Origin of the sequence: Hymenobacter miniatus (assembly GCF_016427455.1) — a bacterium.
In the GTDB taxonomy this organism is placed as follows: Bacteria; Bacteroidota; Bacteroidia; order Cytophagales; family Hymenobacteraceae; genus Hymenobacter; species Hymenobacter armeniacus.
In genome coordinates this window covers 95982-108580 of the sequence record NZ_JAELXR010000010.1, presented here as the reverse complement: position 1 = coordinate 108580, position 12599 = coordinate 95982, and the positions used below count along the sequence as shown (strand labels likewise).

Here is a 12599-nt window from a genome sequence, read left to right as displayed (position 1 = left end):
TATTGGGAACCCGTTTCCTTTGTGTAAGCAAATTTCCTCATCGAAATTTCTGCCTCAGGGCCCGCCTGTCCGCTTTGTACGCTTTTTTTCAGCCACGCTCAACAAGACATTCCGACGAAGTACTTGACTGAATCCAAGTTGCGTCGTACTTTTGACCCCGCTGTTATATATAGTTATTATGAAATCTCTGCTTAAGTTTTCCCTCTTATCAGCCCTCATTGTAGGAGGCAAGTTTGCTAAAACCACTACTCCCGTTACTGCCGCCCAGCCTGTTGCCGCTCAAACCCGTCCCGATACTTCTTCGGTAGTACTGGTGCACCAAGTGCTCACTTCCGAGCCCGTGAAGCCCACGCGAGAGCAGCGACCGCAGCAAAGCGGCAGCGGTTTTATTACCGAAATGTTCTAGCCGAATACTTTCAGCGACTTTCTCAGAAGTCGTTTTTTTTTGCCCGTGGGCCAAGCGCAACTGTGATTTAACTAGCTGATGCGGCTCCAGTTCACCGCCGTAGCGGGTAAGCTCTCGATGTGACGCCGAATGTTGAGGTTGTCGGGGTGCACTAGGTTGGGGTCTTCGGCCAGCAGGGCCTGAGCCGCCGCCCGGCTTTCGCTCAGGATGCGGCCGTCTTTGGAAAGGTCGGCAATGAGCAAGTCGAGCACGCCGCTTTGCTGGGTGCCCATCAGGTCGCCGGGGCCGCGCAGCTTCAGGTCGATGTCGGCAATCTCGAAGCCGTTGTTGGTCCGCACCATCGTTTCGAGGCGGGTGCGGGCGTCTTTGCTCAGCTTGAAGCCCGTCATCAGGATGCAGTAGCTCTGGTCGGCGCCGCGGCCGACGCGTCCGCGTAGCTGGTGCAACTGCGAAAGGCCAAACCGCTCGGCGCTTTCAATCACCATCACCGAGGCATTGGGCACGTTCACGCCCACTTCGATAACGGTGGTGGCCACCATAATCTGGGTTTCGCGCTTGATGAAGCGCTGCATCTCGAAGTCTTTCTCCTCGGCTTTCATGCGGCCGTGCACGATGCTGATTTGAAATTCCGGAAAGGCCCGGGCCACGCTCTCGTAGCCATCAGTCAGGTCCTTGTAGTCCATCGTTTCCGACTCTTCAATCAGCGGGTACACGATGTATATCTGGCGGCCCAGCTTCACTTGGTCGCGGATGAACTCGAACACCTTCAGCCGGTTGGCGTCGTAGCGGTGCACCGTCACGATGGGCTTGCGGCCGGCCGGCAACTCGTCAATCACGCTCACGTCGAGGTCGCCGTACAGCGTCATGGCCAGCGTGCGCGGGATGGGCGTGGCCGTCATCACCAGCACGTGCGGGATGACGTGGGGGTTCTTCTGCCACAGCTTGGAGCGCTGGGCCACCCCGAAGCGGTGCTGCTCGTCCATGATGGTCAGCCCCAGGTTCTTAAACTGCACCACGTCTTCGAGCAGCGCGTGAGTGCCCACCAGCATGTGCATGGTGCCGTTGCGCAGCTCCTCGTGCAGCACGCGGCGCTCGCGGGTGGGCGTGCTGCCCGTCAGCTTGCCCAGCTTGATGCCCAGCGCATCGGCATACACTTTTAGGCCCACGTAATGCTGGTCGGCCAGAATTTCGGTGGGGGCCATCATGCAGCTTTGGGCACCGTTGTCGGCCGCCATCAGCATGGCGATGAAGGCCACGATGGTTTTGCCCGAGCCCACGTCGCCTTGCAGCAAGCGGTTCATCTGCTGGCCGGCGCAGAAGTCCTTGTAGATGTCGTGAATAACCCGCTTCTGTGCGCCGGTGAGGTCGAAAGTGAGGTGGTTTTTGTAGAAATCCACCAGCGTTGGCACTTGGTTAAAAATCTGCCCGGCCAGCGTCACCTTGCGTTGGTCGCGCTGCCGCAGCAGCTTCAGCTGCACGTAGAACAGCTCTTCAAATTTCAGCCGGAACTTAGCCGCCGCCAGTAGCTCGGGGCTTTGCGGGAAGTGAATTTGCTGCAATGCCTGCGCCTTGGGCATCAGCCCGTACTGCTGCACCAGCGCCGGAGACAGCGACTCCGTAATGTGCGACTGGGCCAGCTTCAGTAGCTCGGCCACCATGCGCATGATGGCCTTGCTGTCGACGCGGTGGTAGTTTTTGAGCTTCTCCGATGTGTTATACACCGGCTGCAGAAAGCTCTGGCCCGGCTTGTTCTCGCTCACTTCTTCCAGCTCCGGGTGCGCCATCTGCGGGCGGCCGTTGAACATGGTCGGCTTGCCAAAAACGATGTACTCCTGGTTGTTTTTGGTGTATTGCTGCACCCACTTCACGCCCTTGAACCACACCACTTCCAGTTCGCCGGTGCCGTCGCCCACCTTGGCCACCAGCCGTTGTTTGGGCCCTTCGCCAATCAGCTCCTTGCCGCGCAGCATGCCCTTCACCTGCACGTAAGGCAGGTCGTCGTGCAAATCGGCAATGGCGTACACCTGCGTGCGGTCCAGGTACCGGAAGGGGTAGCGCTGAATCAGGTCGCCGTAGGTGAAGAGGCCCAGCTCTTTGCCCAGCAGCTGCGCCCGCTGCGTGCTGCCCACCGACCGTAAGAACTCCAGCCGGGTATTGAAGAAGTTACTCATTCTTCGCTCCTCTACTTATACTTCAGCGTGTTGAGCATCCGCACCATGTCCGTCTTCACGTACTCAATCACCGGCGCCAGCGAGTCGTTCGCCGTCGCCGTTTTGAAGTACAGCGCGCCGCGCAGGAAGTGGTGGGTGCTGTCGGTGGTGTAAAACTGGAACTGGCTCGGCACTTCGCCCTGCAATTCAAACACCGAAGCGCGCATGCCGCTGGGCGTTTTCAGAATCCGCTCGTCAATGGCCGTGGCCTTGATTTCGTGCTTGCCCGTAAGCTTGCGGGCGTCCTCCATCATCTTATTATAGAGGCGCCGGTCGCGCTGCACATCCATGTAGGTAATCTGCACGTTGGCGTGCAGCTTGGGGTAATACACGTTCAGCCAGTGCGGCTGGGCCATATACGAGGAGTCGCGCTTAATCACAGCCTCTTTTGAGTATTCAAAGGAGTACGGATGGTTGCCCGGCAGCTCCTGGTAGCGGTGCGGCGGCAGGTCGATGCGGTTGTAGCCCTTGGGCTTGGGCGTGAAGTCCGGCGCCGACGAACAAGCCGCCAGCAGCGCCAGCGCCACCAGGCCCGGAAGTTTTTTCAGGTTCGACACCACGTAGAATAGGTTGATAAACGGCCGCGCCCAACCCCGGTGCGCGCCTCAAGCTTCAAAGGTAACCGGTGGCTTGTGCCGAAGGCAACGAAAAAAGCCCCGAGCGAGTGCCGGGGCTTTTCTTAAAAATCACAACGCCACTGATTAGAAAGGCAGTTGGTCCAACTCCGGCTCCTGCCGGAAGGTCTGCGGCGCCTCGGCAGCGCCGCTGGCTTCCCCGGCAGCACCATTGCTGCCCTGTGGCCGGCCGCCCAGCATCGAAATCTCGTCGGCGATGATTTCGGTGATGTAGCGCGTTTGCTGGTCCTTATCCTGGTACTGGCGAGTGCGCAGCTTGCCTTCGATGTACACTTGCTGGCCTTTTTTGAGGAACTTGTCAGCCATGTCGGCCAAGCCGCGCCACGCCGAGATGTTGTGCCACTCGGTGCGCTCCACGCGGGTGCCTTGCTTGTCCTTGTAATACTCGTTGGTAGCGAGGGTGAAGTGAGCCACGCTCACGCCGCCTTCCAAATGACGCACCTCGGGGTCTTTGCCCAAGTTGCCTACCAAAATCACTTTGTTCACTCCGGCCATATTATTGCACGTTAGGAAATACAGAATCAAAAGGGCCACCCGGCCATTTCTTGCCTTAAAGATAAGAACTTAAATCTTATTCTGCTACTATTTTGCTAAAATATTTTGCTGTAAAAGCTAATTGCATTGGGAACGAGAATCCAGGCAACAATTCTCCCTCTACAAATGCTGGCTGCAGTAGTTGGCGATGAGCTTGGGCTTGGGCAATGCCTCAATCTCGGCAGCAGAATAAGCCCGCAGGCCCAAATCACGCAGCGTGGTTTCGGGCAGCGGCTGGGTCAGCGCCATTGGATGGAACCGGGCTTCCAGCTTCTGATGGCTGAGCACGTGCCGGTAGGCCGAGGTGGGCTCGGCCGCCTGGCTGGTGTCGAGGTCGGCTCCGAGCGCGTCGAGGTGGCGCACCAGTTCAGTGGCCGGCAAGTCGGGCTCTACCGTTTCGGCCATGGCAAAGTCGTAGAGGCCCTGCCAGATGTCTTTCTCGCGGCGCTCCCGTAGGTAGGTCAGGTCGCCGTGGCGCAGCACGAAGTAGTGGAAGTAGCGCGTGCGCGCCGCCTTGGCCTTGCTCTTCACGGGCAGCAACGCCACTTGGCCATGATTAAACGCCCAGCATTGGCTTTGCAGGGGGCAGAACAGGCAGTCGGGCTTGGCCGGCGTGCACTGAATGGCCCCAAACTCCATGATGGCCTGGTTGAAGTCGGCGGGTGCCGTAGCCGGTATGTGCTGGTCGGCCACGGCTTGGAACTCCTTGCGCGAGCTGGGGGCAGCAATGTCGGAATGCAGCCCGAAAATGCGGGCCAGCACCCGGTACACATTGCCGTCGAGCACGGCCACGGCCTCATCGAAAGCAAAAGAGGCAATGGCCGCGGCTGTGTACGGTCCCACGCCGCGCAACTTGATGAGCTCGGCATACGTGTCCGGAAACTTGCCGCCGTGCTCGGCCACCACTTGCTGGGCCGTGCGGTGCATGTTGCGGGCCCGGGAATAGTAGCCCAGGCCCTGCCAGTAGCGCAGCACTTCGGCCTCGGGCGCGGCGGCCATGTCCTGCACGGTAGGGTAGGCGGCCAGAAAGGTTTCGTAGTAGGGGAGGCCCTGAGCCACACGGGTTTGCTGCAGTATTACCTCAGATAGCCATATAGCGTAGGGGTCGCGGGTGTGGCGCCAGGGCAGGTCGCGGTGGTGCCGCGGATACCAGGCCAAAAGGGCAGACGCCAGGAAGGAAGGGCGCGAGGGAAGTTTCGTCAAAATTTTGAAAGAGAATAAATTGGACCCAGCCTTTGTTTCGGAGGGTAGATTGGTAAAACAAAAAAATGGGGTTACCTTTGTGGCCCCAATTCAAGGGCGAACCGCCTACCAGGCAAAGGCTTACGCTGGAATTCGGGATTTTCTTGCCTAAAAACGTAATTTTTTCAACCACCTAAGTACCATACCAACGTGACTAAAGCTGAGGTAATCGCCGAAATCTCCACCAAGACCGGCATCGAGAAAGCAGATGTATTGATGACTGTTGAGGCTTTCTTCAAAGTCGTGAAAGATTCCATGACGGAAGGCAACAACATCTATGTGCGCGGCTTCGGCTCGTTCGTTAACAAGAAGCGCGCCCGGAAAGTGGCCCGCAACATCTCGAAGAATACGTCGCTCATCATCGAGGAGCACTACATCCCGAGCTTCAAGCCGTCGAAGACCTTCGTGGCCAAAATCAAAAACAGCAAGAAGGTAAAAGCCACCGCGGCCAAAGCCTAGTTTTTAACGGTAGCAAGCGCGAAATAGGGAGTAGCCTCCAATTACTCATCCTTTCGCACTTATTCCTGAAATGATTGCCGGCCGCGCCGCCGGTGTCTTTCCCGCAAGGGAAAGCCCCGGCGGCCGGCTTTTTTCAGCCTATGGCCACTACCCGTTCAGCTTCCCATCAATTGGTTGTCCTCGCTGCCGCACTCGTGCTGGTAGGAGGACTTTTTGCGTTGCCCAAGGGCATCGTAAAGCCCAAGGAAAGCCGTTCGGAATTGAGCAAGGACGCCGCCGCAACGGCCACCCGCGACGGCGGCGGCCCCAACACCAACGGCTCCAAAACCGAAGCTTCCTCGGGGCCGGTGCCGGCTACGGCGACGGACAACGGCGGTGCCCATTCCGACGATGACGGCCACAATCACAGCGCCTCGGCCGATGCCGTGGCGCCGCACACCACGGCCACGGCCGCTCAGCGCCAGGAAATCAGCCGTCTGCTGAAGGAGTACCAGGCCGCCACGCCCGCTACCAAAGCGGCGGTGGCCACCACCCTGGCCCGCCGCTACAACGGCGTGGAGCGGTTCGACAGCGCCGGCTACTACCTGGAGCAAGTGGCCTTAGCCAAGCCCACCGCTGCCAACTGGCAGCAGGCGGCCGATGCCTACTTCCAAGCGTTTAGCTTTGCGGCTTCCGACGAGCGGGTGAAACTGCTCGGGGGCAAAGCCCGGGAACTGTATGCCAAGGTGCTGAAGGAGCAACCCGGCAACCTCGACGCCAAAACCAACCTCGGCATGGCCTACATGGCCTCCGAAAACCCCGTGCAGGGCATTTCGCTCCTGCGCGAAGTGCTGGAAGCCGACCCGCGCAACGAGAAAGCCCTCTACAACATGGGCATTTTGGCGGTGCAAAGCAACCAGTACGACAAAGCCGTGCAGCGTTTCAAGGATTTGGTGAAAGTCAATCCGAAAAACGTGAACGGGCAGTTTTACCTCGGCGTAACTTTGGCCCGCACCGGCGCCAAGGAGGAAGCCAAACAAGCGTTTCTGGCCGCCAAGGGCCTGAGCAACGACCCCGCTCTGGCCGCTTCGGTTGACGAAGAAATTGCAAAGCTGAAATAGACACGACACAAACAATCACCAACTTAACCCCCAAGCATCATGCCCTGCGGTAAAAAAAGAAAGCGTCATAAGATTGCCACCCACAAGCGCAAGAAGCGCCTGCGCAAGAACCGCCACAAGAAGAAGTAAGCCTCACGGGGCGTAGCGACGGCCGGCAGTTTTCCTAACGGGAAGGGAGCCAGCCGTCTATCTCTCACGTAGCCTCCTGGGTGTGGCCGCGCTGGGCGCTTTTCCCGTGGCTCGCGAGGGAAGCCAGAACTTATGGTTCTGGCTTCCCTTTGCCGGTTTCGGGGTAGTGCTAAGACAGCTGCTAATGAGGTTACTTTAACATAATCAAGGCTTTGAGTAATGAATTAGTCATTAATTCTACTCAGGAAGGCGAGCGAATTGCGTTGTTGCAAGACAAGCGGTTGATTGAATACCATTTCGACCGCAACGACACCAATTACTCAGTAGGCGACATCTTCCTGGGCACCGTGAAAAAGGTGATGCCCGGCCTGAACGCGGCTTTTGTGGACATTGGCTACGAAAAAGACGCGTTTCTGCACTACGGCGACCTCGGGGAACAATACAACTCCTTCACGAAGTGGGCCCGGACGGTTCAAAGCGGCCGCGCCGCCACCGCCGGACTAGAAAAATTTACGTTTGAGCCCCCGCTCGACAAAGTGGGCAAGGCCGAAAACGTGTTCAAGAAAGGGCAGCAGATTGTTGTCCAGATTATCAAAGAGCCCATCTCAACGAAGGGCCCTCGCGTGAGCACCGACATTTCGATGGCGGGCCGTTACCTCGTGCTGATGCCGTTTTCGAATACCATCAGCGTGAGCAAGAAGATAGTGAGCAAAGCCGAGCGTGACCGGCTCAAGCGGCTCATTGCCAGTATCAAGCCCGAAAACTTTGGTGTCATCATTCGCACCGTGGCGGAGGGGCGCGAAGTGGCCGAGCTGGACAAGGACATGCAGGACATGGTGGCCAAATGGGAGCAGCTGCATGCCACGCTGCGCACCGCCAAGCCCAACGACAAGGTGCTGGGCGAACTCGGCCGCACGTCGTCGATGCTCCGCGACATGCTGAACGAGTCGTTCGACAGCATCATGGTCGACGCGCCGGCCATGTACGAGGAGATGCGTGACTATCTCCAGAAAATTGCGCCCGACAAGCTCGGCTTGCTGAAACTGCACAACTCGAAAATCAAGATTTTCGAGCAAACCGGCATCGAGAAGCAGCTAAAGACGCTGTTTGGCAAGACTGTGACCGTGCCCGGCGGCGGCTACCTCGTCATCGAGCACACCGAGGCGCTGCACGTCATCGACGTGAACTCGGGCAGCAAGAGCAACCAGGAAAACGACCAGGAAGCGACGGCCCTTATGATTAACATGCTGGCGGCTAAGGAAGTGGCCCGGCAGCTGCGCCTGCGCGATATGGGCGGCATCATCGTGGTCGACTTCATCGACATGCGCTCGGCCGAAAGCCGCAAAAAGGTGGAAGACGCCGTGCGCGACGTGATGAAGCACGACAAGGCCAAGTTCACGGTGCTGCCCATCACCAAGTTTGGCCTGCTGCAAATCACCCGCCAGCGGGTGCGGCCGGCCGAGAACATCGTGACCGGCGAGGTGTGCCCCACCTGCGGCGGCACGGGCAAGATTTCGGCCTCCATTCAGGTGACGGACGACATCGACAACAGCATCGATGACCTGCTGGTGAACCAGAACCAGTCGGGCCTCACGCTGTCGGTGCACCCGTTCCTGCACGCGTACTACACCAAAGGACTGGTTTCGCGCCAGATGAAGTGGTACCTTAAGTACTACAAATGGGTGAAAGTGGTAAAAGACAGTAGCCTGGGCCTCACCGACTACCGCATCGAAGACGAGCGGGGTGAGGAAATTCAGCTGCGCTCGTCGGCCGCCGCCATGAGCCGCTTGCAGGACCGCGAGGTAGAAATCGAGGACTGAGAACAGGGTAATCAGATGCCAACAAAAAGCCCCGGCTTCGAGCGAAGCCGGGGCTTTTTGTGTCTTAAAGTTGTGGAAGCGGATACTTAGAACTTGATGCCCAAATCCAGCGCGACGCTGCTGTTTTTGATGGTCACGTCCTTGAAGCCGCGCTTGCTTTCGAAGTAATGGTCGATGTCGACCAGGCCGCGGTGGTAGCTGAGGCCGGCAAACAGCTTGGTGCTTTTGCCCATTTGGTACTCTACGCCGGCACCCACCAGCGCATCGGCATCGATGAAATACACGTAGTCGCCGGCTTTTACTTCGGTGCCGGTGCCGGGGTCGGTGTAGAACTTGCTGCCGTTGATGCGGGTGCCGATGGGCACGTTGAGGGAGCCGCCGACCTGGAAGTAAAGGCGGGTGGCCGACGCAATTTCATTCGTGAAGAGCTTCACCGTGACGGGCAGCTCGAGGTACTGAATGCCAATTTTGGGTTTCACCACTACCGGCGTATTCGAGCCGTTGTTGATGTCGTTGTAGGCAATGGTGCCGCCTTTGCCGGTGAGCAGCAGGCCGGTGCTGAAAGCGTAGTTTTCGCCGAAGAAGTAGTCGACAACCAGGCCCCCGCCGAAGCCGAGCTGGCTGCCGTCGCTCTTGAAAGCGTTGGCGGAGGTCGATTCAGCGCGCAGGCTGGTGATGGAGGGCGACACTTTAAGGCCAATTTCGACCTGGGCCGAGGCCGTGCCAATGGATGCCGCGAGGGCCAGGGCGGCGAGCAATATTTTTTTCATGCGTACAGATAGGGCTACTGCGGATGGAAACTACCGACTGCCGGCAGGTTTTGGCTAATTTTACTTCAAAGTAACGAGCGTGAACACGAATAATTTCGCCTGGCGGCGCTGGCTGCCCCTGTTTTTAGTTGGAGCCCTTGGCCTTGCGGCCTGCAACGGGGGGCCGGCCGAAGGCTGCCGCGCCGACGCGGCGGCCGACGCGCCCACAGTGCCCGTGAAGGTGCAACGCCTGGAGCAGCCGTTTTTCGCCATCAAAACGCCGGCCGATGCCGAACAGTTTTTGAACGCCCACCCGGCTTTTGCGCGGTACTACCTGCAGCGCCAGCCGGCCAACGAAAAACAGCTGGCCAACGGCCTGACGCAGCTGGCCACCAACGCCGCCCTGCAGCAGCTGGGACGCGAAACGGCAGCGGCCTTCCCCGACAGCGCGGCCCTGCGGCACGACTTGGGCGAAATGTTTCGGCGGGTGCATCATTACTTTCCCGATTTCCGGGTTCCGCCCACCACTACCTACGTGAGCGGTTTTCTAGCCAAGGACATTTACGTGAACGACAGCCTGCTGGTAATGAGCCTGGACTGGTTTGTGGGCCCCAAGGCCAGCAAGCGCCCCGACCTGCCGCAGTACATGCTGCGCCGCTACACGCCGGCCGGCCTCATGCCGCTGCTGGCCCAGGACGTGTCGAGCAAGTACAACCGCCACGAACTCACGGCCAATACCATGCTCGACGCCATGGTGCACGCCGGCAAGTCGCTCTACTTCGCCAGCCAGATGCTGCCCTGCACGCCCGACTCGCTGCTGATGGGCTACACGCGGCGCGAAATGATAGGGCTGGAGGCCAACGAGCCGCGCGTGTGGGGCCATTTTCTGGAAAAGAACCTGCTGTACTCGACCACGCCTTTCCTGCTGCAGAAGTACGTGGGTGAGCGGCCCAACGTGCCCGAAATCGACAAAACCTGCCCCGGCCGCGTGGGGCAGTGGGTGGGTCTGCAAATCATCCGCAAGTACGTGTCGCTGCACCCCGACGTGACCCTGGGCCGCCTCATGGCTGAGAAAAACGCTCAGCGCATTCTAAACGAGTCGCACTATCGGCCTATGAACAAGTGAGTGGAGAAGAGGTGGGGCGGCGAGTAGGAGAAATTCGCTCAACTCACTACCTCACCATTTCACCACCTCACCGCTCATGCACATAGCCGTTTTCAGCCAGTACCACACCAGCCCCGATTGCCCGGCCACCAGCCGACACTACACGTTGCTGGCGCACATGGCCAAAACGCACCGGGTAACGCTGCTGACCACGCCGGCCTGGCGCAGCCAACAGCTGACCCACGAATTTGCCTGGGTGCCGCCTGGAGTGGAAATCCGGGAGGCCAACGTGCCCTATGAGAACAGAATGGGGCCCGCCCGGCGGGTCGTGGCCTTTGCGCAGTACGCCGCCTGGGCCGTGCGCGAAGGGCTGAAAATTGACAGGCCCGACGTGATTTGGGGCATCAGCACGCCGCTCACGGCGGCCTGGGCGGCGGCGCGGGTGGCGCGCTGGCGGCGGGTGCCGTGGGTGTTTGAAGTGCAGGATTTGTGGCCGTCGTTCCCCATTGCCATGGGGGCGGTGCCCACTGCGCTGGCCCGGCAGCAGCTTTATCGGCTGGAAAAAGCGCTGTACCAAAGCGCCCGCGCCGTGCTGCCGCTCTCGCCCGACATGACGCGCTACGTGACGGACCTGGGCATCGCCCCCGAAAAAGTAACCACCGTGCTCAACGGCACCGACTTGGCGCTGGCGGCCCGGGCCACGTCCGCGGCCGTTGCCCGGCTGCGGCAGGAGCAAGGCCTGACCGGCAAGCAGGTCATTCTCTACGCGGGCACCTTTGGGCGAGCCAACGACATGCCGACGCTGGTGGCTGCGGCTGAGGCAATGGCTGCGGAAGGCCGCGACGTGGTGTGGCTGTTTCTGGGCCACGGGTTTTATGAGCCGCTGATTGCGGCGGCGGCGGCGCGTTGGCCGGGGCGCATTCGGCTGGCGGGCGGGTTGCCGCGGCACGAAGTGTTCGGCTGGTTTGCGCTGGCCGATGTTTCGGTGGTGTCGTTCCTCAACTTGCCGGTGCTGGATGCCAACTCCCCGGCTAAGCTCTACGATTCGCTGGCCGTGGGCACGCCGGTCATCGTGACCAACCGGGGCTGGACCAAAAAACTGGTGGAGCAGCACGCCTGCGGCTGGTACGTGCCGGCGGGCGATGCTCTGGCGTTGGCCGCCAAGCTGCGCGAATTGCTGGCCCAGCCCAGCGCGCTGCTCCGCGCCGGGGAGCAGGGCCGCCGCTTAGCAATAGAATCCTTCGACCGCATACAACTGGCCACAGCCGTGCAGCAGATTTTGGAACAGGCTGCGGGGTAGTGTTTGTGCTGAACCCAGTAGCTTTTGTACCGCGTTGTGCTTTCAATTGAACTTTGTGTACCAAATAAGCAGCAAATAGCCACTCTGTAGTCACTCACTTACTTCGCAGCTTATCGTTCTGGAATAGGCACGTAGGCTGCAGCTTTGCCAAAATGCTTATCAAAATAGGCGCAACTAGTCGCCAGTGGGCAAACGCTGCACTTGGGCGAGCGCGCCACGCAGATGTAGCGCCCGTGCAAAATGAGCCAGTGGTGCGCCCGGTTAATCAGCTCGATGGGGATGTAACGCACCAGTGCTTTCTCCACGGCCAGGGGCGTGGTAGCCGTTTTGGGCACCAAGCCGATGCGGTGTGAGACGCGAAACACGTGTGTATCGACCGCCATGGCGGGTTGGTTGTAGATAACGGACGCCACCACGTTGGCCGTTTTGCGGCCCACGCCGGGCAGGCGCTGCAGCTCGTCAATCTGGCTGGGCACTTCGCCGCCAAAGTCCTCGGTGAGCATGCGGCCTAGGCCGGCCAGGTGCTTGGCCTTGTTGTTGGGGTAGGAAATGCTGCTGATGAACGGAAAGATGTCATCGGCGGAGGCGGCCCCAAGGTGCGCGGCCGTGGGAAACTGCGCCAGCAGGGGCGGCATCACTTGGTTCACGCGCTTGTCGGTGCACTGGGCGCTGAGCACCACCGCCACAATCAGCTCATACGGGTTGCCGTACACCAGTTCGGTTTTGGGCTCCGGAAAGTTGGTGGTGAAGTAGTCGAGGAAGTACTGAAATCGGTCGGCGCGGCGCATGAGCAAGGCAAGAATACACAAAGAAAAACGGTCATGCTGAGCGCAGCCGAAGCATCTCTACCGCAATACTATTCCTTTTGCTTGGATTTAGTGTTGCGGTAAAGATGCTTCGGCTGCGCCCA

Annotated in this window: 12 protein-coding genes; 6 read left to right on the top strand and 6 right to left on the bottom strand. The window is 59.5% G+C overall.

What is annotated here, in order from left to right; genetic code table 11:
- Window positions 1-178: 178 nt before the first annotated feature.
- A complete protein-coding gene (locus JAO73_RS16145; RefSeq protein WP_198978177.1) occupies window positions 179-406 on the top strand; it encodes a hypothetical protein in 228 nt (75 codons plus the stop codon).
- A 71-nt stretch (window positions 407-477) separates the two neighbouring features.
- Here the strand turns inward: JAO73_RS16145 and recG are convergent, their stop codons facing one another.
- The 4 genes from recG to mutY form a co-directional block, all read right to left on the bottom strand.
- Window positions 478-2577 carry an ATP-dependent DNA helicase RecG gene (gene recG / locus JAO73_RS16140; RefSeq protein WP_190928310.1) on the bottom strand — a complete coding sequence of 700 codons (2100 nt, stop codon included), beginning with the start codon at window positions 2575-2577 and terminating at the stop codon, window positions 478-480.
- A gap of 11 nt (window positions 2578-2588) precedes the next feature.
- Window positions 2589-3173, bottom strand: coding sequence for a gliding motility lipoprotein GldD (gene gldD, locus JAO73_RS16135; RefSeq protein WP_317191235.1), 585 nt, complete (start codon window positions 3171-3173; stop codon window positions 2589-2591).
- Between the two features lie 144 nt (window positions 3174-3317).
- On the bottom strand, window positions 3318-3746 hold the full coding sequence (locus JAO73_RS16130) for a single-stranded DNA-binding protein (protein WP_198978176.1): 429 nt from the start codon (window positions 3744-3746) through the stop codon (window positions 3318-3320).
- A gap of 159 nt (window positions 3747-3905) precedes the next feature.
- Window positions 3906-4943: an A/G-specific adenine glycosylase gene (gene mutY / locus JAO73_RS16125; RefSeq protein WP_233169245.1), complete on the bottom strand. Its 1038-nt coding sequence runs from the start codon at window positions 4941-4943 to the stop codon at window positions 3906-3908.
- 234 nt (window positions 4944-5177) lie between these two features.
- Here mutY and JAO73_RS16120 point away from each other — a divergent pair, with 234 nt between their 5' ends.
- The 3 genes from JAO73_RS16120 to JAO73_RS16110 all read left to right on the top strand — a co-directional run bounded on the left by JAO73_RS16120 (window position 5178) and on the right by JAO73_RS16110 (window position 8535).
- Window positions 5178-5486 (top strand): HU family DNA-binding protein, encoded by a 309-nt coding sequence (locus tag JAO73_RS16120; RefSeq protein WP_190928317.1) that lies wholly within the window; start codon window positions 5178-5180, stop codon window positions 5484-5486.
- A 140-nt stretch (window positions 5487-5626) separates the two neighbouring features.
- Complete coding sequence (locus JAO73_RS16115) at window positions 5627-6586, top strand: tetratricopeptide repeat protein (RefSeq protein WP_198978174.1); 960 nt, start codon at window positions 5627-5629, stop codon at window positions 6584-6586.
- Window positions 6587-6927: 341 nt separating this feature from the next.
- Window positions 6928-8535 (top strand): Rne/Rng family ribonuclease, encoded by a 1608-nt coding sequence (locus JAO73_RS16110; protein WP_198978173.1) that lies wholly within the window; start codon window positions 6928-6930, stop codon window positions 8533-8535.
- An 86-nt stretch (window positions 8536-8621) separates the two neighbouring features.
- On the opposite strand, the gene JAO73_RS16105 is transcribed toward JAO73_RS16110, so the two are convergent.
- The gene (locus tag JAO73_RS16105) at window positions 8622-9305 is read right to left on the bottom strand and encodes a porin family protein (RefSeq protein ID WP_198978172.1); all 684 of its coding nucleotides are present in this window, start codon (window positions 9303-9305) and stop codon (window positions 8622-8624) included.
- Window positions 9306-9384: 79 nt separating this feature from the next.
- On the opposite strand from JAO73_RS16105, the gene JAO73_RS16100 reads away from it, so the two are divergent.
- On the top strand, window positions 9385-10410 hold the full coding sequence (locus tag JAO73_RS16100) for a gliding motility protein GldB-related protein (protein ID WP_198978171.1): 1026 nt from the start codon (window positions 9385-9387) through the stop codon (window positions 10408-10410).
- A 76-nt stretch (window positions 10411-10486) separates the two neighbouring features.
- Complete coding sequence (locus JAO73_RS16095; RefSeq protein ID WP_198978170.1) at window positions 10487-11689, top strand: glycosyltransferase family 4 protein; 1203 nt, start codon at window positions 10487-10489, stop codon at window positions 11687-11689.
- 110 nt (window positions 11690-11799) lie between these two features.
- Here JAO73_RS16095 and nth read toward each other — a convergent pair whose 3' ends face one another.
- Window positions 11800-12477, bottom strand: coding sequence for an endonuclease III (gene nth / locus JAO73_RS16090; protein ID WP_198978291.1), 678 nt, complete (start codon window positions 12475-12477; stop codon window positions 11800-11802).
- Window positions 12478-12599: the final 122 nt, after the last annotated feature.